This is a genomic window from Amycolatopsis sp. NPDC051102 (assembly GCF_040682815.1).
Taxonomy (GTDB): Bacteria; Actinomycetota; Actinomycetes; order Mycobacteriales; family Pseudonocardiaceae; genus Amycolatopsis.
Window position 1 is genome coordinate 28,419 of sequence record NZ_JBFBBT010000018.1, and the last position, 24,404, is coordinate 52,822.

The 24,404-nt window shown below is 71.0% G+C and carries 25 protein-coding genes, 1 tRNA gene and 1 riboswitch; of the genes, 15 read left to right on the forward strand and 11 right to left on the reverse strand.

The annotated features are described in order from the left end of the window. The first annotated feature begins 20 nt into the window (after positions 1-20). The 3 genes from AB0M93_RS35620 to AB0M93_RS35630 are packed head-to-tail and all read left to right on the forward strand — an operon-like array spanning position 21 to position 3,032. Complete coding sequence (locus tag AB0M93_RS35620) at positions 21-1,139, forward strand: histidine kinase (protein ID WP_364282139.1); 1,119 nt, start codon at positions 21-23, stop codon at positions 1,137-1,139. Then, positions 1,136-1,792 (forward strand): response regulator transcription factor, encoded by a 657-nt coding sequence (locus tag AB0M93_RS35625; protein ID WP_364282142.1) that lies wholly within the window; start codon positions 1,136-1,138, stop codon positions 1,790-1,792. Before AB0M93_RS35620 ends, AB0M93_RS35625 begins: the two co-directional genes overlap by 4 nt. A 58-nt stretch (positions 1,793-1,850) precedes the next feature. Then, positions 1,851-3,032 carry a PQQ-dependent sugar dehydrogenase gene (locus AB0M93_RS35630; RefSeq protein ID WP_364282144.1) on the forward strand — a complete coding sequence of 394 codons (1,182 nt, stop codon included), beginning with the start codon at positions 1,851-1,853 and terminating at the stop codon, positions 3,030-3,032. Between the two features lie 215 nt (positions 3,033-3,247). Here the strand turns inward: AB0M93_RS35630 and AB0M93_RS35635 are convergent, their stop codons facing one another. Next, entirely contained in the window at positions 3,248-3,976 is a 729-nt protein-coding gene (locus tag AB0M93_RS35635) for an SDR family oxidoreductase (RefSeq protein ID WP_364282147.1), read from the reverse strand. Between the two features lie 31 nt (positions 3,977-4,007). On the opposite strand from AB0M93_RS35635, the gene AB0M93_RS35640 reads away from it, so the two are divergent. The 3 genes from AB0M93_RS35640 to AB0M93_RS35650 all read left to right on the forward strand — a co-directional run bounded on the left by AB0M93_RS35640 (position 4,008) and on the right by AB0M93_RS35650 (position 5,281). Further along, on the forward strand, positions 4,008-4,511 hold the full coding sequence (locus AB0M93_RS35640) for an isochorismatase family protein (RefSeq protein WP_364282150.1): 504 nt from the start codon (positions 4,008-4,010) through the stop codon (positions 4,509-4,511). Beyond that, entirely contained in the window at positions 4,508-4,900 is a 393-nt protein-coding gene (locus AB0M93_RS35645; protein ID WP_364282153.1) for an NUDIX domain-containing protein, read from the forward strand. The genes AB0M93_RS35640 and AB0M93_RS35645 overlap by 4 nt, the downstream gene beginning before the upstream one ends. Before the next feature lie 114 nt (positions 4,901-5,014). Beyond that, complete coding sequence (locus AB0M93_RS35650; RefSeq protein ID WP_364282524.1) at positions 5,015-5,281, forward strand: hypothetical protein; 267 nt, start codon at positions 5,015-5,017, stop codon at positions 5,279-5,281. 137 nt (positions 5,282-5,418) lie between these two features. Here AB0M93_RS35650 and AB0M93_RS35655 read toward each other — a convergent pair whose 3' ends face one another. After that, complete coding sequence (locus AB0M93_RS35655) at positions 5,419-6,012, reverse strand: TetR/AcrR family transcriptional regulator (RefSeq protein ID WP_364282527.1); 594 nt, start codon at positions 6,010-6,012, stop codon at positions 5,419-5,421. Between the two features lie 95 nt (positions 6,013-6,107). Then, positions 6,108-7,073 carry an acyl-CoA desaturase gene (locus AB0M93_RS35660; protein ID WP_364282156.1) on the reverse strand — a complete coding sequence of 322 codons (966 nt, stop codon included), beginning with the start codon at positions 7,071-7,073 and terminating at the stop codon, positions 6,108-6,110. Positions 7,074-7,279: 206 nt separating this feature from the next. Between AB0M93_RS35660 and AB0M93_RS35665 the strand changes: the two genes are divergently transcribed. From AB0M93_RS35665 to AB0M93_RS35685, 5 genes are all read left to right on the forward strand, one after another. Further along, a tRNA-Gln gene (locus AB0M93_RS35665) sits at positions 7,280-7,351 on the forward strand. Between the two features lie 34 nt (positions 7,352-7,385). Continuing rightward, positions 7,386-9,140, forward strand: a complete 1,755-nt coding sequence (locus AB0M93_RS35670; protein ID WP_364282159.1) for a GGDEF domain-containing protein — start codon at positions 7,386-7,388, stop codon at positions 9,138-9,140. A gap of 48 nt (positions 9,141-9,188) precedes the next feature. After that, positions 9,189-10,661 carry a bifunctional UDP-N-acetylglucosamine diphosphorylase/glucosamine-1-phosphate N-acetyltransferase GlmU gene (gene glmU / locus AB0M93_RS35675; RefSeq protein ID WP_364282162.1) on the forward strand — a complete coding sequence of 491 codons (1,473 nt, stop codon included), beginning with the start codon at positions 9,189-9,191 and terminating at the stop codon, positions 10,659-10,661. Further along, complete coding sequence (locus AB0M93_RS35680) at positions 10,658-11,638, forward strand: ribose-phosphate diphosphokinase (protein WP_364282164.1); 981 nt, start codon at positions 10,658-10,660, stop codon at positions 11,636-11,638. Before glmU ends, AB0M93_RS35680 begins: the two co-directional genes overlap by 4 nt. A 76-nt stretch (positions 11,639-11,714) precedes the next feature. Beyond that, complete coding sequence (locus AB0M93_RS35685; protein WP_364282167.1) at positions 11,715-12,647, forward strand: TIGR03621 family F420-dependent LLM class oxidoreductase; 933 nt, start codon at positions 11,715-11,717, stop codon at positions 12,645-12,647. Here AB0M93_RS35685 and AB0M93_RS35690 read toward each other — a convergent pair. Beyond that, positions 12,641-13,282, reverse strand: a complete 642-nt coding sequence (locus tag AB0M93_RS35690) for an NAD(P)H-binding protein (protein WP_364282169.1) — start codon at positions 13,280-13,282, stop codon at positions 12,641-12,643. The two genes, AB0M93_RS35685 and AB0M93_RS35690, sit on opposite strands and share 7 nt — an antisense overlap. A 98-nt stretch (positions 13,283-13,380) precedes the next feature. Next, on the reverse strand, positions 13,381-14,499 hold the full coding sequence (locus AB0M93_RS35695) for a hypothetical protein (RefSeq protein WP_364282172.1): 1,119 nt from the start codon (positions 14,497-14,499) through the stop codon (positions 13,381-13,383). Between the two features lie 330 nt (positions 14,500-14,829). Here AB0M93_RS35695 and AB0M93_RS35700 point away from each other — a divergent pair, with 330 nt between their 5' ends. The 4 genes from AB0M93_RS35700 to AB0M93_RS35715 all read left to right on the forward strand — a co-directional run bounded on the left by AB0M93_RS35700 (position 14,830) and on the right by AB0M93_RS35715 (position 16,933). Further along, positions 14,830-15,429 (forward strand): 50S ribosomal protein L25/general stress protein Ctc, encoded by a 600-nt coding sequence (locus AB0M93_RS35700; RefSeq protein ID WP_043789454.1) that lies wholly within the window; start codon positions 14,830-14,832, stop codon positions 15,427-15,429. Between the two features lie 9 nt (positions 15,430-15,438). Next, the gene (gene pth / locus AB0M93_RS35705) at positions 15,439-16,032 is read left to right on the forward strand and encodes an aminoacyl-tRNA hydrolase (protein ID WP_364282175.1); all 594 of its coding nucleotides are present in this window, start codon (positions 15,439-15,441) and stop codon (positions 16,030-16,032) included. Between the two features lie 19 nt (positions 16,033-16,051). Further along, the gene (locus AB0M93_RS35710) at positions 16,052-16,372 is read left to right on the forward strand and encodes a DivIVA domain-containing protein (protein WP_364282179.1); all 321 of its coding nucleotides are present in this window, start codon (positions 16,052-16,054) and stop codon (positions 16,370-16,372) included. 204 nt (positions 16,373-16,576) lie between these two features. Then, positions 16,577-16,933, forward strand: coding sequence for a DivIVA domain-containing protein (locus tag AB0M93_RS35715; RefSeq protein ID WP_364282182.1), 357 nt, complete (start codon positions 16,577-16,579; stop codon positions 16,931-16,933). Positions 16,934-17,030: 97 nt separating this feature from the next. On the opposite strand, the gene AB0M93_RS35720 is transcribed toward AB0M93_RS35715, so the two are convergent. The 6 genes from AB0M93_RS35720 to rsmA form a co-directional block, all read right to left on the reverse strand. Continuing rightward, a complete protein-coding gene (locus tag AB0M93_RS35720; RefSeq protein WP_364282185.1) occupies positions 17,031-18,719 on the reverse strand; it encodes a fatty acyl-AMP ligase in 1,689 nt (562 codons plus the stop codon). A 56-nt stretch (positions 18,720-18,775) separates the two neighbouring features. Continuing rightward, a complete protein-coding gene (locus tag AB0M93_RS35725; protein ID WP_364282188.1) occupies positions 18,776-20,542 on the reverse strand; it encodes an ABC-F family ATP-binding cassette domain-containing protein in 1,767 nt (588 codons plus the stop codon). Between the two features lie 4 nt (positions 20,543-20,546). Continuing rightward, positions 20,547-20,954: an ASCH domain-containing protein gene (locus tag AB0M93_RS35730; protein ID WP_364282191.1), complete on the reverse strand. Its 408-nt coding sequence runs from the start codon at positions 20,952-20,954 to the stop codon at positions 20,547-20,549. Beyond that, positions 20,951-21,913 carry a 4-(cytidine 5'-diphospho)-2-C-methyl-D-erythritol kinase gene (locus tag AB0M93_RS35735; protein ID WP_364282194.1) on the reverse strand — a complete coding sequence of 321 codons (963 nt, stop codon included), beginning with the start codon at positions 21,911-21,913 and terminating at the stop codon, positions 20,951-20,953. Before AB0M93_RS35735 ends, AB0M93_RS35730 begins: the two co-directional genes overlap by 4 nt. 70 nt (positions 21,914-21,983) lie before the next feature. Next, complete coding sequence (locus AB0M93_RS35740) at positions 21,984-22,997, reverse strand: ATP-binding cassette domain-containing protein (protein ID WP_364282197.1); 1,014 nt, start codon at positions 22,995-22,997, stop codon at positions 21,984-21,986. A gap of 206 nt (positions 22,998-23,203) precedes the next feature. Beyond that, positions 23,204-23,294: riboswitch (SAM riboswitch) on the reverse strand. A 125-nt stretch (positions 23,295-23,419) separates the two neighbouring features. Beyond that, on the reverse strand, positions 23,420-24,256 hold the full coding sequence (gene rsmA, locus AB0M93_RS35745) for a 16S rRNA (adenine(1518)-N(6)/adenine(1519)-N(6))-dimethyltransferase RsmA (RefSeq protein ID WP_364282200.1): 837 nt from the start codon (positions 24,254-24,256) through the stop codon (positions 23,420-23,422). Between the last annotated feature and the right edge of the window lie 148 nt (positions 24,257-24,404).

The following is a 24,404-nucleotide window of genomic DNA, read 5'->3' on the forward strand; positions in this document are numbered from 1 at the left end:
CCGGCAGTACGTTCGGATCCGTGGAACGACTCGTGAGGTGGGTGCGCCGGCACGGCTGGACAGTGGACTTGCCGCTGTACGGCGTGTTCGTCTTCCTCGCGCCCGGCTGGTCCGGCGAAGAGCCGTGGACGACCCGGGCGTTCCCGATGCTGTTCCTGCTCCCGCTGCTGGTGCGGCGCCGGTTCCCGCGCACGGTCGCGGTGCTGACCATCGCCGGGGCGGCGGCGGTGTACTTCAACGACGTCTGGGCCTACGACCGCGGCCGCACCGAACTGGCGATGGCGGTCGTGCTGTTCAACCTCGTCAAGCGGCGGGACCGGCGGTTCGCCGCGGTGATCGCCGTGGCGATCGTCGTGCTCGGCGTCCAGTGGGTCGCCCTCTACGTCCCGGATTCGATCAACCCGACCTTCACCGTGCTCGGCATCCTGCCGCTGCACATCGCGGCCTGGGCGCTCGGGGAGTTCTTCCGCAAGCAGGAGGAGCTCACCGCCGAGGAGGAGAGACGCGACGCCGCCCAGGGCCGGGCGGCGGTCGCCGAAGAACGCGCCCGGATCGCGCGCGAGCTGCACGACGTCCTGGCGCACAGCATGAGCGTGATCGTGCTGAACGCCGAGGGCGCGAAGCTCGCTCAGCACCGCGATCCCGGTGCGGTCGACCGCACGCTCGACACGATCGTCCACACCGGCCGGGACGCGCTGGCCGAGCTGCGGCGGCTCCTCGAAGTCCTGCACGCCGGCCAGGCGGCCCGCAGTCCCCAGCCGACGCTCGCCGAACTGCGCGAGCTCGTCGACCAGTCCGGGCGCGACGTCGCGCTCGACGTGACCGGCGATCCGGGCGCCCTGCCGGCCAGTGCCGCGCTGCAGGCGTACCGGATCGTCCAGGAGGCACTGACCAACATGATCAAGCACGCTCCCGCCGACGCGACCGGCCGCGTCGGCGTCGCCTTCGCACCGCCGGAGGTCCGGATCGAGGTGACGAACACGGGCGGCCACGCCCCGCCGGCTCCGGCCCTGCCCTCGTCCGGCCGCGGACTGGCGGGGATGCGCCAGCGCGTCGACATGTACCACGGCGAGCTGACGACCGGCCCGCTTCCGGACGGCGGGTACCGCGTGTGCGCGACCCTGGTGGTGGGGCCGTGACCACCCGGATCCTGCTCTGCGACGACCAGCAGCTGGTCCGCGTCGGCCTGCGGATGATCGTCGAAAGCCAGGACGACCTCGTCGTCGCGGGCGAAGCGGCCAACGGCGCGGAGGCCATCGCACTGGCCCGCGAACTGCGGCCCGACCTGGTGCTGATGGACGTCCGGATGCCGGTGCTCGACGGCGTCACCGCCACGGCGCGGATCTGCGCCGAGCTGCCGGACGTGCGCGTCCTCATCATCACGACCTTCGACCTCGACGAGTACGCCTACGCCGCCTTGCGGGGCGGGGCCAGCGGGTTCCTGGTGAAGGACGCGCCGTCGGAAGAGATGCTCGTCGCGATCCGGGGCGTGCTGCGGGGCGACTCCATGGTCTCGCCGTCGGTCACCCGGCGGCTGCTCGACCGGTACCTCGCCGACGACCGCGACCCCGTGGACGTCGCGAAGCTCGGGGCACTGACCGAACGCGAGAAAGACGTCCTCGGCCTGCTCGCGCGCGGGCTGTCCAACAGCGAGATCGCGGCGAAGCTGTACATCGGCGAGACCACGGTGAAGACGCACGTGGGGCGGATCCTCGGCAAGCTGCGGCTGCGCGACCGGGTGCACGCGGTGGTCTTCGCCTACGAGTCCGGGCTGGTGCGACCTGGTTCCTGAGCTTTCACCGGCGCGGCGTCGAACGGCGATTTCACCGGTTGCTGGCAGGATGGGCCGTATGCGGCGTGCGCTGGGTCTCATGGGTGTGGTGTCCCTGCTGGTCCTGGGCTGCTCGGGGGCGGCGAGCGAGCCCGTGCAGAGCGTCCCGCCCGCGGCCACCCCGGCCGCGGCGAGCGGGAAGTTCAAGGTCGAGACGGTGACCGCCGGGCTGGAGCACGGCTGGGACGTCGGCTTCCTGCCGGACGGCGGCATCCTCGTGCCGCAGCGGCCCGGCAAGCTCGCCCTGGTCCGCGGCGCCAAGGCCACCGAGGTGCGCGCCGACTTCTCCGACGTCCTCGTGCAGGGCGAAGGCGGCCTGCTCGGCATGGTCATCAGCCCCGACTTCAGCACCAGCCGCGAGTTCATCACCTGCCAGGACCACCAGGAAGGCGGCAAGGCCGTCGACATCCGGCTGGTCACCTGGCGGCTCGCCGACGACGGGACGAGCGCGACCAAGGTCAAGGACCTGCTGACCGGGCTGCCGGTGAACCCCAGCGGCCGCCACTCCGGCTGCCGCCCGACGTTCGCCCCGGACGGTGCGCTGCTGGTCGGCACCGGCGACACGGCGAAGTCGACGGTCTCGCAGGACCGCCACTCCCTCGGCGGCAAGGTGCTGCGGCTGGACGCGAAGACCGGGAAGCCGTTGCCGGACAACCCGTTCATCACCTCATCGGATCCACACGAACGGCTGATCTACACCTACGGCCACCGCAACGTCCAGGGGGTGGCGATCCGGCCGGGCAGCGGCCAGGTGATCACCGCCGAGCACGGGCCGACGTTCGACGACGAGGTCAACCTGCTGAAGCCGGGCGCCAACTACGGCTGGGACCCGTCGAAGGGCGGCACCGACTCCAGTTACGACGAGAGCGTGCCGATGACCGACCTCAAGCGGTTCCCGGACGCGGTGAGTCCACTGTGGACGTCCGGGAAGATCACCGAGGCGATCAGCGGCGACGCGTTCCTGACCGGCGCACAGTGGGGCAAGAACGACGGCGCGCTCGTCGTGGTGGCGCTCAAGGGGCAGAAACTGCTGCTGTACCACCTGGACCCGGCGGGCAAGGTCCTCGACGTCACGCTGCCGCCGGAGTTCGACGACAAGTTCGGCCGCCTGCGCGCGGTCCGCAGCGGCCCGGACGGCGCGCTGTACGTGACCACGTCGGACGGGACGGACGACAAGCTGCTGAAGGTCACGCCCGCCTGACCATGAGAAAAGCACGGCCGCGGAGGTGCCGTGGACACTTCCGCGCGGGTGGCGGATCGCGGAACATGGTGTGAACCAGGAGTTTTTCGCCCGCCCCCGACGCGTGTTGGACGCGGTCCGAAGAAAGCGTTCCCGCGGCAGCACCGCGCCGGTCTCCGGGCGCCATCGCCGACCTGGCGCCCGGAGACCGGCATCCAGCGTGTACCCGGAGGGTGCTATTTGCCCAGGTGAGCCCCGCCGTTGACGTGCACCACCTGCCCGGTGACGTGCCCGGCGGCGGGGCTCGCCAAGAACGTCACCACGGCGACGACGTCTTCCGGCGTGCCGGGCCGCTTGTTCATCGTGTTGCCGATCAGCCACTCGCGACGGCGGTCGCTCAGCTGCCCGTGGAAGAATTCGGTGTCCCCGATCAGCCCCGGCGCGACGACGTTCGCGGTGATCCCGCGCGGCCCGAACTCCCTGGCCACACTGACGTTCCACGCTTCGACGGCGGCCTTCGCGGCACCGTAGGACCCGGCGCCGGTGTGCGCCGCGATCGAGCCGATGGTGATGATCCGCGCCCCGTCGGCGAACCGGTCGCGCAGCGCGTGCGTCACCAGCGCGGCACTGACCACATTGGACCGGAGGTTCCGCTCGAACGCGGCCGCGAAGCCGGCCAGCCCCTCCTCGGCGCCGCCGTCGAGGAAGTCCGTGTTGCCACCGGCGTTGTTGACGAGCACGTCGATGCGGTCCGGCAACTCCGCCAGTGCGGCCTCGACGGCCACCGGGTCGGCGGCGTCGAACACGACGGGCCGCGCGCCCGTCAGCGTCGCAGCTTCGGTCAGCACTTGCTCACGGCGCCCGGTGATCGTGACGCGCTCGCCCGCTTCGGCGAACGCCGCCGCCACGGCGTAGCCGATGCCGGTGCCGCCGCCCGTCACCAGGATTTCCCTGTTGTTCCCCATGCTCCCCGAGCCTAGTGCCTAGGATCGGGGGATGAGCAAGATCGACCCGGCCACCTCCGCGCTCGTGCTGATCGACCTGCAGGCGCGGATCGTGGCGTTGCCGACCACGCCGTACACCGGCGAAGAAGTCGTCGCGAACGCCCTGCGCCTGCGGGCGGCGTTCCACGCTGCCGGCGCACCGGTGGTGGTCGTGCGGGTCTCGCGGCCGGACAACCCGCCGGGCAACGAGGTGGTCTTCGAGACCGGCGACGACAAGGTCGTCACGAAGTACACGATCGGCGGATTCGCCGGCACGGACCTCGACGAGTACCTGCGCGGAGCGGGGGTCCGCACGGTGGTGTTCGGCGGCATCGCGACGGAGTTCGGCGTCGAGTCGACCCTGCGCGCGGCTTCGGACCACGGCTACGACACGGTCGCGGTGTCCGACGCGATGACCGCACTGGCCGAAATCTCGCACGAGAACGCGATCACGAAGATCTTCCCGCGGCTGGGCACGGTCGTGACGACGGACGAGGCCGTGGCGGCGCTGGCGTGATCGACAAGATCGCCTGGCTCCACGTCGTGGACGGCCGCGTCCTGGCCGCGCGCTCACGCGGCAAGGACCGGTTCTACCTGCCCGGCGGCAAGCGCGAGCCGGGCGAAACCGACGCTGAAACACTGGTCCGCGAGATCCGCGAGGAACTGGGCGTCGAGATCGTCCCGGGGTCCATCACGCCGGCGGGGACGTTCGAGGGCCAGGCGCACGGCCACGCGGCGGGGACGGTCGTGCGCACGACGGCCTACTCGGCGCAGTTCCGCGGAGAGCCGCGGGCCTGCGCGGAGATCGAGGAGATCGCCTGGCTCGGCTACGCGGACCGGGACCGGGTTTCTCTGGTGGCGCAGCTGGTTTTCAACCACCTGCACGACGCGGGACGGCTGCGGTGATCGACAAGATCGCCTGGATCCACGTCGTGGACGGCCGGATCCTCAGCACGCGGCAAGGACGTCTACTACCTGCCCGGCGGCAAGCGCGAGCCGGGCGAAACCGACACCGAAACGCTGGTCCGCGAGATCCGCGAAGAGCTCGACGTCGAGATCACCGAAGACTCGATCGCCGCGGCGGGCACCTTCGAGGCGCAGGCACACGGTCACGCCGCGGGCACGCTGGTGCGGATGACCTGCTACACCGCCGGCTACCGCGGGACGCTGAAGGCGAGCAGCGAGATCGGCGAGATCGCCTGGCTCGGGTACGCCGACCGCGGCCGGGTTTCCGCGGTGGACCAGCTCATCTTCGACCACCTTCGCGACGCGGGGCAGCTGCGATGAGCGGCGCGTCCCGCGAAAACCCCACGCTGTAGTACAACTCCCGCCCCGGGCCGGCCCCCGCGTGCAGGCGACCGTCGCCCCCGGGCGTATCCCGTGCAGCAACATCGCCCGCGGCGACGGCCGCCGGCGCCGCGGCGTCAACCCAGCCGCAGCTTCGGTTTGTGCTCCAGGTGGGACAGCCCGTTCCAGGCCAGGTTGACCAGGTGCGCGGCCACCTCGTCGCGCTTCGGCTTGCGCGCGTCCAGCCACCACTGGCCGGTCAGTGCGACCATTCCCACCAGTGCCTGCGCGTACAGCGCCGCCAGCTTCTCGTCGTAGCCGCGGGCGGCGAACTGCTGGGCCAGGATGTGCTCCACCTGGCTCGCGATGTCGTTCAGCACCGTGGAAAACGTTCCCGTGGAGCTCGCCACCGGGGAGTCGCGGACCAGGATGCGGAAGCCGTCGTGGGAATCCTCGACGTAGGACAGCAGCGCCGTCGCCGCCTGCTCCAGCATCGCGCGCGGGTGGCCGCCGTGCAGAGTGGAGACCATCCGTTCGAGCAGCAGCTGCGTTTCGCGGTCGACGACCACCGCGTAGATGCCCTCTTTGCCGCCGAAGTGCTCGTACACCACGGGTTTCGACACGTTGGCGCGGTGGGCGATCTCCTCGATCGACGTCCCGTCGAAGCCCTTCTCGGCGAAGAGGGCCCGTGCGACGTTCAGCAGTTGCTGACGCCGCTCGGTGCCGGTCATCCGGACGCGGGTCACCGGGGCGGCCGGACGTGCCCCGGTGACCTGCTGCTCACGCTTCGAACGTCGTCTCCCCGCCATCGGGGCAGCCTAGTTGACTAGCCCTTTTCCGTGGCGATACGGGCCAGGCGCTGCGGCGTCGGCCAGCGCACGTCGTGCACCCAGCCGAACTTCTCGAAGATCCAGATCAGCCGCGCGGAGATGTCGATCTGGCCGCGCTTGACGCCGTGCCGCGCGGACGTCGGGTCGGCGTGGTGGAGGTTGTGCCACGACTCGCCGAACGAGAAGATCGCCAGCGGCCAGAAGTTCGCCGACTTGTCGCGGGCGGCGAACGGGCGCTCGCCGATCATGTGGCAGATCGAGTTGACCGACCAGGTCACGTGGTGCAGCACGCAGATGCGGACCAGCCCGGCCCAGAAGAACGCCGTCACCGCGCCCCACAGCGACCACGAAATCAGGCCGCCGAGCAGCGCCGGCAGCAGCAGGCTGACCAGGGCCCACAGCCAGAACAGGTCGTCGACCTTCTTGATCGCCGGGTCCTTCACCAGGTCCGGCGCGAAGCGCTCGGCGTTGGTCTGGTCGCGCTCGAACAGCCAGCCCATGTGCGCGTGCCAGAAGCCCTTGGCGATGGCCCACGGCGAGGTGCCGAACGCCCACGGCGAGTGCGGGTCGCCGTCGCGGTCGGAGAACGCGTGGTGACGGCGGTGGTCGGCGACCCAGGTGATCACCGGGCCCTGCAGGGCGATGCTGCCCGCGATGGCCATGAACACGCGCAGCCACTGCTTGGCCTTGAACGAACCGTGCGTGAAGTAGCGGTGGTACGACACCGTGATGCCGAGCCCGCTGATCGCGTAGAAGGCCACGAAGATGCCGACGTCGACCCAGCTCAGTCCCCAGCCCCAGGCGAACGGCACCGCGACCAGCAGGGCCACCAGCGGGGCGATCACGCCGAAGTAGACCGACAGCTGCACGCCCATGCCTCGCGTGCCTTCGGTGACTGGTTTGGGGCCCTTGGGGGCCGTAGGTTCTCCGGTGGGCTGAGAACGGTCGAGCGTGGCCGTCATACGCTTCACTTCTTCCTACACGGGCACGCCTTCTGCCAAGGGCGCCCTAACCTACGATGCCGTAAGTTACGGTACAGGAGGTTCGGGCGGCTGGGGAGAGCCCGAACTCACACCGGTCGTTCGGAACCGGGGTACCCGGCAGACGGGCGCGTAACGCATCCCCCGCGCGGACGACACCCGATCGTCGCTATCCTGACCAGGATCGATCCGCCGTAGTGTAATCGGCAGCACTTCAGATTTTGGTTCTGACAGTTCAGGTTCGAATCCTGGCGGCGGAGCAGCAGAAGGACCGGACACCCACGACACGGGAGGTTGGCGCTGACCGAAGAGGCGACCGACCCGGTCACGGCCAGGCGGCCCGCGCTGGCCGAGATGTCCGACGCCTGGCTCGTCGGACGCGCGCGCGAGCTGGGTGCCGCCGTCCAGCGGCACGAATACACCCAGCAGCTCGAGATCGTCGCGATGATGGACGAGCTGCTCGACGAGACCCAGCGGCGCGGCGAGCCCCTGCTCGTGGCCCAGCTGCTGCGCTCGTCCGCCCTCGCCCGCCTGGCCACCAAGGGCCTGGCCGCGGAGGCCGAGCCCCGGCTCGACGAGATGCTCGCGCACACCCGGCGCCACGGCATCGCCCTGCTGCGCGCCGACGCGCACGCGCTGCGCGGGCGCCGGCTGGTGGCCGCCGCGCAGGAGGATGCCGCGCTCACCGAGATCGCCCGGGCGCTGGCCATCCTGGACGACTCCGCCATCCCGGACCGGCAGGTCGGCCTGCGCGCCTGGAACCGGCTGCTCTCTTCGACGCTGATCGACTGCTGGCTGGTGCTCAACCAGCTCGGCGTCTACGAAGCGGCCGAGGAGGTGATCGGCCGGGCCGCGGCGGCGATCCGCGAGAGCGCGAGCCCGCACGACATCGCCCTGCAGCTGATCAACCGGATCAAGATGCTGCTGGGCTGGGGCCTGCGGCTGGAGCGCATCGACGAGTACGACGAGAGCGCCGAGAAGTTCCGCACCGCGGCGTCGATGGGGGCGGCCGCCGAAGGCCCGTTCGCCGAGTCGCTGTTCCCGCGCAAGGCGAACGTCGCGGCGATCGACCAGGTCGGCGTGCTGGCCGCGGCGCCGGCGCTGAACCAGCCGGGCGCCGAGCACATCGAGCGGCTGAAGAAGCTCTACACCGAGCGCGCGTTCGGGCACGACCGCGAGATCGTCGCGATCGCGCTGGCCCGCTGCCTGGACAAGGAGGGCCGCCGCGAGGAGGCCCTGTCGGTGCTGCGGGAGACCCGCCAGTCCATCTCGGACGACACCTCCCAGCCGTCGATGCGGCTGAACATCGCCCGCGAGCTGGCTCGGCTCGACACGAGCCCGGACTACGCGTCCGGCGCGAGCGAGTCGCTGATCGACTACGCGCGGCGCCTCGAATCGGAGATGTGGAGCCTGCGCGAGTCGCAGATCGCCACCCTGAACGCCCGCCGCGAGCACGAACGGCTGTCGGCCGAGCACGGCGCAATCACCCAGCAGGCACTGCAGGACCCGCTCACCGGCCTGCCGAACCGGCGCGCGCTGGACGAGAAGCTGCGTCAGCTCGCTTCCTCGGCCGACGCGCAGCCGCTGGCGGTCGCGCTGGTCGACCTGGACGGCTTCAAGGGCGTCAACGACAAGCAGTCGCACGCCGAAGGCGACAACGTGCTGCGTGTCGTCGCGAGCACCCTTCGTGACGCACTGCGCGGCGACGACCTCGTGGCGCGCTACGGCGGCGACGAGTTCATCGTCCTGCTCCCGGGCACGCCGGCGTCCGCGGCGAAGATGGCGCTCGGGCGCGCGGTGAAGTCCGTCGCGAACCTGCCGCACCACCTCTCGCACGGCGTCACGCTGTCGATCGGGCTCGTCTCGTTGCGGCCGCAGGAGCGCGGCGAACAGGTCCTCGCCCGCGCGGACGCGGCCATGTACCAGGCGAAACGCGGCGGCGGCAACCAGGTGGCGTCGGCGAACTCGATGGCCGCCGACCCGGCAGCCGCATGGGCGAGCGAGGCGCCTCCCACCGACCCCGCGTGGGACGCCGAAGAGCACGGTTAGGATCGGTGCCCGACAGAAGCCATCTTTTGGTAACCGTTGGGAGCGCCGTTGACCGGCCCGCTGAGCACGTTGATCCTGGCCGCGGGTGAAGGCACCCGCATGCGTTCCGCGACGCCCAAGGTGCTGCACCCGATCGCCGGGCGGCCCCTGGTCGAGCACGCCGTCCGGGCCGCCGCCGGGCTGAACCCCGAGCACCTCGTCGTGGTCGTCGGGCATGGCCGCGAGCAGGTCGGCGGACACCTGAGCGCGGTCGCGACCGCCCTCGGCCGCAGCGTCGGCACCGCGGTGCAGGACCAGCAGAAGGGCACCGGCCACGCCGTGTCCTGCGCGCTCGCGACCCTGCCCGCCGACCTCACCGGCACCGTGCTCGTCAGCTACGGCGACGTCCCGCTGCTCGACACCGCCACCCTCGGCGCGCTGCTCGACGAGCACACCGAGGCGAAGAACGCCGTCACCGTGCTCACCTCGGTGGTCGCCGACCCGAGCGGCTACGGCCGGATCGTGCGCGACGCGGCGGGCAAGGTCACCGGCATCGTCGAGCACAAGGACGCCACCCCGGAGCAGGCGGAGATCACCGAGATCAACTCGGGCGTCTACGCCTTCGACGCCGCCGTGCTGCGCGACGGGCTTTCGCGCCTCTCGACCGACAACGCGCAGGGCGAGCTCTACCTCACCGACGTGCTGGGCATCGCGAACGGCGACGGGCTGCACGTCGGCGCGCTGGTCGTCGACGACCCGTGGCTGACCGAGGGCGTCAACGACCGGGTGCAGCTCTCGGCGCTGGGCGCCGAGCTCAACCGCCGGATCGTGCAGCGCTGGCAGCGCGAGGGCGTCACCGTCGTCGACCCGGCCACGACCTGGATCGACGCCGGCGTGACGCTCTCCCGCGACGTCGTCATCCAGCCCGGCGTGCAGCTCAAGGGCTCGACGTCGGTCGGCGAGGGCAGCACGGTCGGGCCGGACAGCACGCTCACGGACGTCACGATCGGCGCGGGCGCGTCGGTGGTCCGGGTGCACGGCTCGGACTCGGAGCTCGGCGACGGCGTCAACGTCGGTCCGTTCACCTACCTGCGGCCGGGCACGAAGCTGGGCGTCAAGGCGAAGCTGGGCGCGTTCGTCGAGACGAAGGCGGCGGAGATCGGCGCGGGCACGAAGGTGCCCCACCTGACCTACGTGGGTGACGCCACGATCGGTGAGCACAGCAACATCGGCTGTTCCAGCGTCTTCGTGAACTACGACGGCGTGAACAAGCACCGGACCGTTATCGGGTCGTATGTCCGGTTGGGCGCGGACAACACCTTCGTCGCCCCGGTGCACATCGGTGACGGCGCTTACAGTGGGGCAGGTGCCGTGATCCGCGAAGACGTCCCGCCGGGCACACTCGCGGTGTCGGCGCCGCCGCAGCGCAACATCGAAGGCTGGGCGATCCGGCGCAGGCCGGGTACGCCCGCGGCGGAGGCGGCCCAGGCCGCCCTCGACGCCGATTCAGCAGCAGGAACCGACGGGGAGTCGCCAGCATGAGTCCGAAGCAAGGCACGCCGAAGAAGAACCTGATGCTCTTCTCCGGACGCGCGCACAAGGAGCTCGCCGAAGAGGTGGCCCAGCACCTCAACGTGACGATCACCCCGCAGACGGCGCACACGTTCGCCAACGGCGAGCTGTTCGTCCGGTTCGAAGAGTCCGTCCGCGGCACCGACGCCTTCGTCATCCAGGCGCACACCACGCCCATCAACGAGTACGTGATGGAGCAGCTGATCATGGTGGACGCGCTCAAGCGGGCGAGCGCGAAGCGGATCACCGTGGTGATGCCGTTCTACCCGTACGCGCGCCAGGACAAGAAGCACAAGGGCCGCGAGCCGATCTCGGCGCGGCTGATCGCGGACCTGTTCAAGACCGCGGGCGCCGACCGGATCATGACCGTCGACCTGCACACCGCGCAGATCCAGGGCTTCTTCGACGGCCCGGTCGACCACCTGATGGCGCAGACCGTGCTGGCCGAGCACATCAAGAAGACCTACGGCGACGCCGACATCACGGTCGTCTCGCCGGACTCGGGCCGCGTGCGGCTGGCCGAGAAGTGGGCGCAGACGCTGGGCGACCGGCCGATCGCGTTCATCCACAAGACGCGCGACCCGGACAAGCCGAACCAGGCCGTCGCCAACCGCGTGGTCGGCAAGGTCGAGGGCAAGCTCTGCGTGCTGATCGACGACATGATCGACACCGGCGGCACGATCGTGAAGGCCACCGAGGCCCTGATCGACGAGGGCGCGGCCGACGTCGTCATCGCGACCACGCACGGCATCCTGTCGGACCCGGCGACCGAGCGGCTCTCGCAGTGCAAGGCGCGCGAGATCATCGTGACGAACTCGCTGCCGATCCCGGAGGAGAAGCGGTTCGAGCGGCTGACGGTGCTGTCGATCGCCCCGATGCTGGCGGAGGCCATCCAGCAGGTCTTCGAGGACGGCTCGGTGACGTCGCTCTTCGACGGCAACGCCTGACGCTTCGAATGCCGGAGTCCGTCCGCCGGGCGCGAACTTCGCGCCCGGCGGAGGTTTCCGGCGCTAGCGTGCCGGGATGGGGAACTTCAAGTTCGGCGTCAGCCTCCGCGAAACCGGCAGCCGCGACGAGTGGATCGCGAAGTGCCGGCGCGCCGAGGAACTCGGCTACGACGTCATCACCGTGCCCGACCACCTGGGCACCGGCCGGTTCGCGCCGTTCCCGGTGCTGGCCATGGCGGCGGCCGTCACCGAGCGGGTGCGGCTGGGTCCTCTCGTCTCCAACGTGCCCTTCTACAACCTCGCGCTCTTCGCGCGCGAAGCGTCCACGACAGCCGCGCTGCTCGACGGGCGGCTGGATCTGGGCCTCGGCGCCGGGCACATGAAGGCCGAGTTCGACGCCGCCGGGCTGCCGTGGCAACCGGCGTCGGAACGGATCGGCTACCTCGAGGAAAGCCTCGGCTACCTGCGGAAACACTTCGAGGACGAGGGTCTCCCGATGCCGCGCCTGCTCATCGCGGGCAACAGCGACGGCGTGCTCGGCCTCGCCGCGGAGCACGCGGACGTCGTCGGCTTCGCGGGGCTCCGGCAGCAGCCCGGCAAGCCGCCGGGCACCTTCAAGCTCGACAACGCCGAAGCGGTGGACGAGCGCGTCGCGTACTTCCGGGCTCGCGCCGGGGCACGCGAGGTCGAGTACAACATGCTGGTCCAGCTCGTCGAAATCACCGACGACCGGGAGCAGGCCGCGGCGCACTGGCACGAGCTGACCGAACGCAGCACCGTCGCCGACGCCCGCGAGCTCCTCGACGCGCCGCAGCTGCTGCTGGGCACGGTCGAGGAGATCGCCGGGCAGCTGGTGGCCCGGCGGGAACGCTACGGCTTCTCGTACATCACCGTGTTCGAGCCCGCGCTCGAAGCGTTCGCGCCGGTCATCCGCGAACTTCAGCGCTCAACCGAGGCTCCGCCTCGGGCCGGGGGCTTCGCCACCCGGACCCCCAAAAGCCGTCAGTAAGCGACCGTGAAGCGCGCGCGGCGGTGCTTCGGCTGCTCGATCTCGTCGACGTAGGCGATCGCGAAGTCGTCGCCGCCGATGTGCGACTTGCCGTTTTCGTCGGTCACCAGGACGTCCCCGCCGAGGCGGAACTTCCCGGTGCGCTCGCCCGGCGTCCAGGCACCGAACTCGGCGGCGGGGCTGACGTAGAACCAGTCGAGGTCCTCGGGCTGCTCGCGCAGCAGGGCGAGCACCTCGGCGTGGCTGCCGGCCTCGTCCTTGTACTCGGCGGGGAACTCCGGGGTGTCGAACAGCCGCGGGCCGCCCTCGGCGACCAGCAGGCTCGCCGCGCCGCCCACGAACGACAGCCGGACGCCGTTCTCGCGCGCGATCCGGGCCAGCGACGGCACGGCGTCGATCAGCTTCTTGCCGTCGATCGCGCGCGCCGGGGTGGCGACCACGAACACGTCGGCGTCCTTCGCCAAGCCGGCCACGAACTCCTCGTCGTGCAGCGAGCCCTGCCGCTCGTCGACGCCCTCGGGCGCCGTGCCGGCGTTCCGCGCGACGCCGATCACCTCGTGCCCGCGCCGCACCGCTTCGGCGCCGATCTTGCCCCCGGCGTACCCGGTCCCCCCGAAAACCACCAGCTTGGCCATGTCGCTTCTCCGTTCGTCTCGGCTGTGCGCAGCCGATGCTAGGAACGGAAGATCACCTACTTCAACGGGAGCAACACACCTGGGGGTAGGTGTCCAGGTCAGCCGCCGAGGCCCGCGAACTCCGCGGCGACCTTCTGCTTGACGGCGTTCACGTCGAGGCCCGCGCGGACCTCCGCGGTCGCGGTCGGCTTGGACAGCACCTGGTAGCTGGCCGTGCGGTTGGGCAGCTTGAACTTCACCGAGCAGGACAGCTTGATCGTCTTGTACGGCTCCGCGTCCCCGGCCGCCGTGCAGGTCTGCGCGCCGAGCGCCTCGGCGCTGACCTCGACCGAAAGCGTGATGTGCACGACGCTCTTCTCGCCCGAGGCCGGTGAGCCGACCACGCTGTTGGAGATGTCGACCGTCGTCGTGCAGGAACCGACGAAGTCCTTGCAGTCGAGGTTGTCGTCGGTGACGACGGCGCTCGCCTGCACCAGCCCTTCGAACGGCTGGCCGAGGCCGCCGACGGTGTTGTCGAGGTCGGTGTGGAACGCCTTCAGCGCGTCCCCGGCGAGCGGAGCGACCTGGAACTCGGTGCCGTACTTCGGCCCGTTCTGCGGGTCGAGCAGCGCCGGGGCGAAGCTGACCACGCGGTTCGGCTTGGCCGTCGTGACGCGCAGGACGCTCGGCGCCGCGCCGAGCTGGTAGACCTCGGTGCCGTCCGGGAGCTTCGCCCGCACCGGCTCGCTCAGCCGGTCGAGCCCGGCCAGCGCCTTGCGCAGCCCCTCGGCGAGCGCCGGCGGGGCGAACCGGGCCGCCGGGTCGAAGGGCAGTTCGGAGCCGAGCGAACGCACCCAGCTCGTGCCGAACTGCGTGCCCTCGTCGATCGCGTGCGCCTTCCAGTAGTCGGCGTCGGCCTGCAGGTAGAACTGGCCGGCGGCGGCCGTCACCTGCACGACGCGGCCCTCCAGCGGCAGCGCGCCGACGGCGTAGCCGCCGCGGGTGATCCGGAACTGCTGGTCGGCGCCCTTGACCGTGGCCTTCAGCGCCACCGCGGGCGCCTGGCCCAGCGCGGTCAGGGCGGCGTCGACCGCGGCACGCTGGTCGGCGCGCCGGTCCGCCGTCGCCTGGTCGGCCGCGGAGACGCCGGCGGTACCGGCGACCGCCACCTGGCAGCCGGCCAGCAATCCGCCCAGCAGCAGCACCGCGGCTGCCACCTTGCTCCGTCGAGCCCGCATCAACGCCCCCTGCTTTCCCGCTACCCGAAGCACACCTCGGCCGGCGTCGTCCCGCCACCGGATTTGTGTCGTCACGTACCGGGGTCCAGGAGGGTTCTAGCCTGGGCCGGGCACCCGCCGCAACCCACCGTGATGAGGTTGGTTTACACTCTTGAGGTTGTCTCGGCGAGGCGGGGCCCTTACGCGGGGTGCCCGGCGTGATCGACGCGGCGGCTCGAGTAGCCCCCGTCGTCGTGCACGCCCGGAAACTCGCCGCCGAAACTTCCTTGAACAAAGCAAACGGCTTCCCCCGCCGCAGCATGCTGTCTTGATTTGAAGGAGTGCCACACCGTGTCCGAGGTACGTCTGTCCGTCGAGCCGCGCACCGAGTTCGGCAAGGGCGCCGCGCGCCGCACGCGTCGCGCCGGCAAGATCCCCGCCGTCCTCTACGGCCACGGGTCGGACCCGCGGCACTTCGCGCTGCCCGCGATCGAGTTCGCCCGCGTCGTGCGCGAGAACGGCTCGAACGCCGTCATCACGCTGGACCTGGAGGGCTCGGTCGAGCTGGCCCTGACCAAGACCATCGTGGTCCACCCGCTGAAGAACTACATCGAGCACGTCGACCTGCTGGTCGTGAAGCGCGGCGAGAAGATCGTCGTCGACGTCCCCGTCGTCGTGACCGGCAACCCCGGCCCGGGCGGCCTGGTCAACCAGGACGTCGACACCCTGCAGGTCGAGGTCGAGGCGCTGCACATCCCGGAGCAGTTCGAGGTCTCGATCGAGGGCCTCGAGATCGGTTCCCAGGTGCTGGCCGGCCAGGTCGAGCTGCCCCAGGGCGCCACGCTGGTCACCGACCCCGAGTCGCTCGTCGTGGCCGTCAACGAGCCGCAGCGTGAAGAGAGCGACGACGAGGCCGAAGCTGGCGAAGAGTCGGCCGAAGCCGCCGAATAACATCACCGCATGACCGAAGATGTGCCCGGGGCCGGCGAGCTGGTACTGCTCGCCGGCCTCGGCAATCCCGGACCCCAGTACGCCGGGAACCGGCACAATGTCGGGTTCATGGTGCTGGACGAGCTCGCCGCCCGGGTCGGCGGCAAGTTCAAGTCGCACAAGACCGGCGGCGAGGTCCTCGAGGGCCGGCTGGGCGGCCGCCGCGTGGTGCTGGTGAAGCCGCGCTCGTACATGAACCTCTCCGGCGGGCCGGTGGCCGGCGCGGCGAAGTTCTACAAGGTCGAGCCGTCCGCCGTCGTGGTGGTGCACGACGAGCTCGACGTCGATTTCGGCGCGCTGAAGCTGAAGTTCGGCGGCGGCGACAACGGCCACAACGGCCTCCGCTCGATCACGAAGTCGCTGGGCACCCGCGACTACTACCGGGTGCGGTTCGGCATCGGCCGCCCGCCCGGCCGGCAGGACCCGGCGGACTTCGTGCTGAAGGACTTTTCGACGGTCGAGCGCAAGGAACTCCCGTTCGAGGTGGACCGCTGCGCGGACGCGACCGAGGCGCTGGTGAGCACCGGCCTCGCGGCCGCGCAGAACGCCTTCCACGCGGGCTGACATGGGTGGAGGTGAAGCCATGACCCCCGAGGAAGTCCGGGCGATCGCCTTCGGCAAGCCCCGGTTCGGCCGTCGCGGCTACAACGAGGACGAGGTGGACGCGTTCCTCGACCTCATCGCGGAGGCGCTGGCCGGGCGGAACATCCTCACCCCCGACGACATCCACTACGTCGAGTTCACGATCATGCCGGTCGGCATGCGCAGCTACGACCAGGCCCAGGTCGACCTGTTCCTCGACGAGGCCGAGGCGGCGCTCGTGGCGCTGCGGAACCCGCCGCCGGCGGTGCCGGCCCAGGAGGAGCGCCCCCAGGGGCCGCGGAAGTGGTTCGGGCGCGGCTGACGCGCTCTTTTGCGAGGTTCCAGATTCGGACGTCACGGTGTGAACCCGGACACACCCCGCACGGTAGCGCTGCTTCACCCGAAGGCGGGCGCGTGCCGCCCTTCGGGGTGAGCTTGCGGGTCTCCCCTTCCGGGGGAACCTGTTCAGGGGTTAGGACGGTGTACGGGAGTTCGCACCCGCCCTACCCCGGAATCGGAGAGTTCCATGTCGTTCACCGCCGAAGACCTCGCCGAGGTCACCTTCGGTAACGCCCCGATCGGCCGTCGCGGTTACGCGAAGCACGAGGTCGACGAGTTCGTCCGGCGGATCGCCAAGACGCTCGCCGAGGAGGACGACCTGACCGCCGCCGAAGTGCACCACGTCATGTTCTCGAAGCCGCTGATCGGCAAGCGCGGCTACGACGAGCGCGAAGTCGACGAGTTCCTCGACGCGGTGGAGGACCAGCTCGCCGCCCGCACCGGCCAGGCCCCCGACCTCCCGGGCGCCCGCACGGCCCCCGAAGCCACCGCCGAGCGCGCCGACCCGCCCACGCTCCGCGCAGTCCGCGTCCAGCAACGCTAGCCGGGCACTTTCACGTGAAAGTGCCCGGTCCAGGTGGGCGCTTTCACGTGAAAGTGCCCCGGGTCAGGTGGGCGCTTTCACGTGAAAGTGCCCCGGGTCAGGCGTCGGCGTTCTTCTTGATCCGGTCCGCGAACTGCTGCGCCGTCGCCGCGCGCTTGACCTTGCCCGACGGTGTCTTCGGGAGGCTGCCCGCCGGGAGCACCACCACCGCGTACGGCCGCATGTCCACCGCGTCGCGGACCCGGGCCGACACCTGCTTGATCAGGTTCTTCTCCGCCTCGGCGTCACCCGCCAGCTTCGATTCGACGACCACCGCGAACCGCTCGCGGCGGCTGCCCGCGTCCAGCCGGACCGCCACCGCGTTGCCCGCGCGGACGCCTTCGACCGACATCGCCGCACGCTCGATGTCGGTCGGGTACAGGTTGCGGCCGCCCATGATGATGACGTCCTTGCGGCGGCCGCAGATGACGAGCTGGCCGTCGACCAGGTAGCCGAGGTCGCCGGTGTTCAGCCACCCGGCCTCGTCCTGCGTGGCGACCGGGCCGTCCATGGTCAGGTAGCCGGGCGTCACGGCCTCGCCGCGCAGCCGGATCTCGCCGACCTGGCGCTCGCCGAGCCGCGCACCCGTCTCGTCGACGATCTCCGCCTCCAGCCCGTCCAGCGGCCGGCCGAGCAGCGCGAACGACCGGACGCCGTCGGTGCCGCGCCGCGGGTCGCCCTCGGGCACCGGCACCGCGCGGTTTTCCGCCTCCAGCGCGTCGGCTTCGACGACGTCGAGGGTGAGGCCGGTGAACAGCGGCGCGAACGACACCGCGAGCGTCGCCTCGGCCATGCCGTAGGCCGGGAAGACGCACTCCGCGGGCATCTTGAACCGCGCGCCGGCGTCCACAAAGGTCTGGACGGCGGTCTCGTCGATGGGCTCGGCGCCGTTCAGCGCGATGCGCAGCTTCGAGAGGTCGTAGGCGTCGTCCTCGTCGACGCGGGCCATCCGCCGCCCGACGATGGCGTAGGCGAAGTTCGGCGCCGCCGTCGTGGTGCCGTGGTACTTCGTGATGAGCTCCGGCCAGATCAACGGCCCGGAGAGGAACTCGACCGGCGTGATCTTGACCAGCTCGACGCCGAAGGTCATCGGCACGGTCAGGAAGCCGACCATGCCCATGTCGTGGAACGTCGGCAGCCACGACACCATCACGTCGGTGTCGAAGTCGAACTCGGCGCGCTCGACCATGGCCTTGACGTTGGAGTACAGGTTCCCGTAGGTGATCCGCACGGCCTTCGGGTCGGCGGTCGACCCGCTGGTGAGCTGCAGCAGCGCGGTGTCGCCCTCGTCGGTGACGACGACGTCGGCGAGCGGCTCGGCCGCGGCCAGCTCGGTGATGAGCTTGAACCCGATGCCCTTCTGCTCCAGGACGGGCGCCAGCTGGTCGAAGGGTTCGCCCAGCAGCACGAGGTCGGAGCCGATCATCCCGAGCACCCGCACAGTGTCTTCGGCCCATTCGGCGAGATCGGTGCGCGGGGTCGGCTGGTGCAGCATGGTGACGCTGCCACCGGCCAGCCAGACGGCCTGCACGGTGGGCGCGATCAGCACCGGCGCGGCGGCCAGCACGGCCACGGCACCCCCGCGTTCGAACCCGCCGGCCACCAGGCCACCGGCGATCCGCCGGGCTTCGGTGTGCACCTCGGCCCAGGTCCGCCGCATCGGCTCCTTCGGCTCCCCGGTGACCATGCCGCGCTGCTGCCCCCGCTGCGTCGCGGTGGCGACGAGCGTGTCCACGAACCTGCTCATGGCGGGAACATTACTGTCTCGGTGTCAACGTCCGCCGCGCAAAAGCGGAAACCGGGTCACTCCAGCAGTTCGGAGGTCTCCAGCCAGCGGCTCTCGACGTCCTCGATCTCGCCCTGGACGCCCTTGAGCTCCGCGTTCAGCTCCATCAGCTTCGCCGGGTCCGTCGCCGCCGCCAGCAGGGCCCCGTGGAGCTTCTCCTCCTTGGCGTGCAGCTGGTCGAGCTTGCGCTCCAGGCGGCCGAGGTCCTTCTGGGCCGCGCGCAGGTCCGCCGCCGACTTCTTGGCTTCGGCCTTCGCCGCCGTCGGGGCCGTCGCGGCCGCGGGTTCCTTGGCCAGCGCGCGGCGGTTCAGGTACTCCTCGATGCCGCCCGGGAGGTGGGTGATCCGGCCGTCGCCGAACAGGGCGACGATCGTGTCGCACACGCGCTCCACCAGGTAGCGGTCGTGGGACACCACGACCATCGTGCCCGGCCAGCCGTCGAGGAGGTCCTCCAGCTGCTGCAGCGTGTCGATGTCCAGGTCGTTCGTCGGCTCGTCGAGCAGCAGCACGTTCGGCTCGGCCATCAGCAGCCGGCACAGCTGGAGCCGGCGCCGCTCGCCGCCGGAGAGGTCCGCGACCGGCGTCCACTGCCGGGCCTGCGGGAAGCCGAGCTTCTCGCCCAGCTGCGACGCCGTCATCTCCTGCTTGCCGAACACCACGCGCCCGGCCACCTGCTCGATCGCCTGCAGCACGCGCAGGTCGCCGGGCAGGTCGTCGAGCTCCTGGCGCAGGTGCGCGAGCGCGACCGTCTTGCCCTCGATCCGGCGGCCGGTCGAACCCTCGACGTCGCCGCCGAGAAGCTTGAGCAGCGACGTCTTGCCCGAACCGTTCACCCCGACCAGGCCGATCCGGTCGCCCGGGCCGATCCGCCAGGTGACGTGGTCGAGCAGCGTCCGCTCGCCGACCTGGTAGGTCGTGTCTTCCAGCTCCAGCACGGTCTTGCCGAGCCGCCGCTTCGCGAACGCCTGCAGCTCGACGGAGTCACGCGGCGGCGGGACGTCGGCGATCAGCGCTTCGGCCGCCTCGATCCGGTAGCGCGGCTTCGACGAACGCGCCTGCGGGCCGCGGCGCAGCCACGCCAGCTCCTTGCGGGCCAGGTTCTGCCGCTTCTCCTCGGCCGTCGCCGCCAGGCGCGCCCGCTCGGCGCGCGCGAAGATCCAGTCGGCGTAACCACCTTCGTACTGCTCGACGCGGCCGTTCGCGACCTCCCACGTCAGGGTCGCGACGGTGTCGAGGAACCACCGGTCGTGCGTGACGACCACGACCGCGATCCGCCGGGTCAGCAGGTGGTCGGCGAGCCACTGGACACCTTCGACGTCCAAGTGGTTGGTCGGTTCGTCGAGCACGATGAGGTCGAGCTCACCGGTCAGCGCGGCCGCCAGCGAAACCCGGCGCCGCTCGCCACCGGAGAGGTTCGCGGTCGGCGTGTCGAGCCCGATCGCGGTGATGCCCAGACCGTCCACAATGGACCGTACGCGCGCGTCCGCCGCCCATTCGTGCTCGGCGCCGTAGCGTTCGAGCACGACCTCGCCGACACTGCTGCCGTCCGGCAGCTCCGTCCGCTGGGTGACGACGGCCATCCGCAGGCCGCCGACATGGCTCACCCGCCCGGAATCCGGCTCGGCGAGTCCGGAAAGGACTTCCAGCAGAGTGGTCTTGCCACCGCCGTTGAGGCCGACGACGCCGATGCGCTGCCCGGCAGCGACACCCAGCGACACGCCATCCAGGAGCGGGCGCACCCCGTAGGACTTGCTCACCGACTCGAGATTGACCAGGTTGGCCATCCGTTCAGCCGATCCTTTCCGCAATGATGAACCGCGTCGCCACGACCATGGTCGTGTCGTCCACGGTGAACTCCGGATCTTCCATGGCCGCACGCATTTCCGCGCTCTGCCAGTAGTCCGTGTGGTCGGCGCGCCATTCGGCGACGCTGGTGAATCCTTCGCCCTCGTCGAGCGCGTGCTGCAAGTCCACTTCGGACAGAGGAATCACGCGCACCTCGGTGGTCTCGAGCACCGCGACCCCCACGCCGGCCGAGTCGATCATCAGCTCGCGCTCGCCGACGACGGGCAGCTCTTCGCCGTACTTCTCGTATTCGGCGACCAGGCCGGTGGTCGACGTCTTCTCCCCGCGCAGGATCGCCGCGACCAGCTTGTCGCGCAGCGGGCCGGGGAAGGCGAACTCGGCGTGCTTCATGCGTGCACCCGCGGCGGCGTCGGCCGGTTCGCGTCGTCGCCGCCGACCACACGCGCGCCGGGGACCGGGCCGTGGGCCACGCGGACCGTCCGGCACACGCCGGCACCCGACAGCTCGGCCGCCACCTCCACCGCGGACCGCGCGTCTTCGCAGAGGAACGCGCACGTCGGGCCGGAACCGGACACCGTGCCCGCGAGGGCGCCCGCGTTCACGCCCGCCCGGAGCGTGCGGCGCAGGTCGGGCCGCAGCGAGACCGCCGCCGCCTGCAGGTCGTTGCCCAGCAGCAGGGCCAGCTGGCGCGGATCGCCGGAGGCCAGCGCCTCGACGACCGGCGTGTGCGACCCGATCCGGGGCGGGTTGCCCGCCGCGCGCAGGCGATCCAGTTCGCCGAACACCTTCGGCGTCGACAGCCCTTCGGAGGCGAAGGCGAGCACCCAGTGGAACGTGTGCCGCGAGAGCACCGGGACCAGCTGCTCGCCGCGGCCGGTGCCCAGCGCCGTGCCGCCGTAGAGCGCGAACGGGACGTCGCTGCCCAGCCCGGCGGCGATCTCGGCCAGCTCGTCGCGGGTGACGTCGAGGTTCCACAGGCTCGCCAGCCCGACGAGCGTCGCCGCCGCGTCGGCGCTGCCGCCCGCCATGCCGCCGGCGACCGGGATGCCCTTGCGCAGCACCACCCGGACCTTCGGGTCGCCGGTGCGGCCGACGTGCGCGGCCAGCGCTTCGACGGCCCGCCAGGCCAGGTTCTCGGGGCCGGTCGGGACCGAACCCTCCCCCTCGCCGTAGACCTCGATGCCGGGCTCTTCGGTGACCGCGACGGTCACCTCGTCGGTCAGCGACAGCGCCTGGAACACGGTGACCAGCTCGTGGTAACCGTCTTCGCGCAGGTCGTCGACCGAAAGGTGCAGGTTGACCTTGGCCGGGACCCGGACGGTGACTGGGGGCGGAACTACGGCGAGCACCCGACCAGCCTACGTGCCCGCGGAAACGCCCCGATGCGACGTGCGCATCGGGGCGTTGCAGTGCCCGGGGTCAGGCGGCCGCGACACCCTGCGGACCGCGCGCGGTGTGCGTCACGTGGCCGCCGCGCTCGGCGACCCACGCCAGCGCCGCGTCGGCCCGCTCGCCGCGGACACCGAGGCGGAACCGGCCGACCGGCGTGTCGCCGATGCGGGTCAGGCCGCCGCCGATGGTGGCGAACTCGACGTCGAACCGGCCCGCGGCCTCGGGCAGCAGCGCGCCGACCGAGGCGAAGCCGACCAGCACGACGTCGGCCGAGCGGTCGTAGCGCGCCGACTGCGAGCGGGTCGTCTCGATGGCCGGCAGCAGCGCCTGCGCGGTGCGGCTGGTGGGGTCGGAGATCAGGTCGAGCACCGAGCCGCGCTCGATGACCGTGCCGTCCTCCAGCACCGCGACGTCGTCGCAGACCCGGCGGACCACACCCGCGTCCGGCGTCGTGACGACGACCGTGACACCCAGTTCGGACCGGGCCCGGTCGAGGACCGTGAGCACAGCCCCCGCCTCTTCCGGGTCGACGCCCGCGGTCGGGTCGTCGGCGAGCAGCACGGCGGGGGCCGCCGCGAGGGCCTTCGCGACCGCGACGCGGCGAAGCTGACCGGCGGACAGCTCGCCGGGGCGCTGTGCCGCGCGCGGGGTCAGGCCGACGAGGTCGAGCAGCGAGCCGACCCGGCTGCGGCGCTGCGGGCCGTCGACGCCGAGCTGCTCGAGCGGGGACGCGATGTTGCCGGCGATGGTGCGCTCGGCGATCAGCTCCGGCTTCGTCGAGACGATCCCGAGCTGACGGCGGATTTCGCGGAGCCGGCGGCCGTCGAGGGTGCCGGTGTTGAGGCCGTCGAGGCGCACGACCCCGCGGTCCGGCCGCTCCTGCAGCGCGATGCACCGGGCGAGGACGGACTTGCCGGACCCGGCGGGACCGACCACGCCGAACAGCGAGCCGGCCTGGACGTCGACGCTCACGTCCCGCAGGGCGACGACCGAGTTTCCGTTGGTGGCAAAGGATTTGGACAGATTTTCGACGGTGATCACGAAGGCTCCAGAAAACGGGGCACACCCGCGCGGGTGCGCCCGGCCGCAAGCGAAGTCCGTCCTGTTCGGACGGTGCGTGAAGAGGTGGACCGGTGGTGACTAGCTCAGCGGGAGCGTCGACATGCGGTCACGGAGCGGCGGCCTTCGTCGACTACGCGACGCCTGGTCAGGAGCAGGGGGCGAGCTACCCTCTTCATCGAAAACGGCCTCCATCGGTCCTGGCGGTAGCACCTGCCCTGTGGAGGGTGGTTGCTGCGACTTCGGCGAGCCAGGTCTCTCAGTCGCTCGGGATGGACGTACTGAGTAAAACCGATCCCGAGGAGCGAACGCAAGCCTGTTGGCCCAGATCACACGAGTGGCGGTGTCCGAATGACGGGATCACGGGCGGCGCGGGCGTATTTTCACGCTTCCACTGTGGATTGCTAACGCGCGGCGGCGATCCGGGCGAAGTCGTGCACGTCGAGCTGTTCACCACGGGTCTTCGGGTCGATCCCGGCGGCCGTGAGCAGCTCGCCGGCCCGCTCGGCCGAGCCCGCCCAGCCCGCGAGCGCGGCGCGGAGGGTCTTCCTGCGTTGTGAGAAGGCGGCGTCCACCAGGCCGAAGAGCCGGTCCCGGTCCGCGGACGCCGTCGTGTCGCCGCGTTCGAACGCGACGAGCGCGGAATCGACGTTGGGCACGGGCCAGAACACCGAGCGTGGCACGGCGGCGACCTTGCGCGCGGAGCCGTACCAGGCGAGCTTGACGCTCGGCACGCCGTAGATCCGGCTGCCGGGGCCGGCGGCCATCCGGTCGGCGACCTCGGTCTGCACCATGACGAGCCCGCTCTTCAGCGACGGGACTTCGGCGAGCAGGTGCAGTACGACCGGCACGGCGACGTTGTAGGGCAGGTTGGCGACGAGCGCGGTCGGCTCGCCCAGCTCTTCCCGGGTGACGCGCATGGCGTCGGCCCCGACGACGGTGAGGTTTCCGGCGGCCTCGGGCCCGCGTTCGGCGACGGTCTTCGGCAGCCGTTCGGCGAGCTTGGGATCGATCTCGACCGCGACGACGCGGGCGCCGGTGGCGAGCAGCCCGAGCGTCAGCGACCCGAGCCCGGGCCCGACCTCGAGCACGACGTCGTCCGCCGTGACACCGGCGAGCTCGACGATCCGGCGGACGGTGTTGGGATCGTGCACGAAGTTCTGCCCGAGCTTCTTCGTCGGCCGCACGTCGAGTTCGGCCGCCAGCCCGCGGATCTCGGCAGGTCCCAGCAGTTCAACCACCGGAGAAGCCTACCCATCGTGCTCAGCCCCGGTCCGCTCGGTGCAAGGAGTCGTGGGTTGTTAAGCGCGGGATAAAACGCCAAAAAAAACAAAAAAGCCGCGCGAGAACAACCATCCACGAACGGCCCCCCCCCCCCCGGGTGGCGGG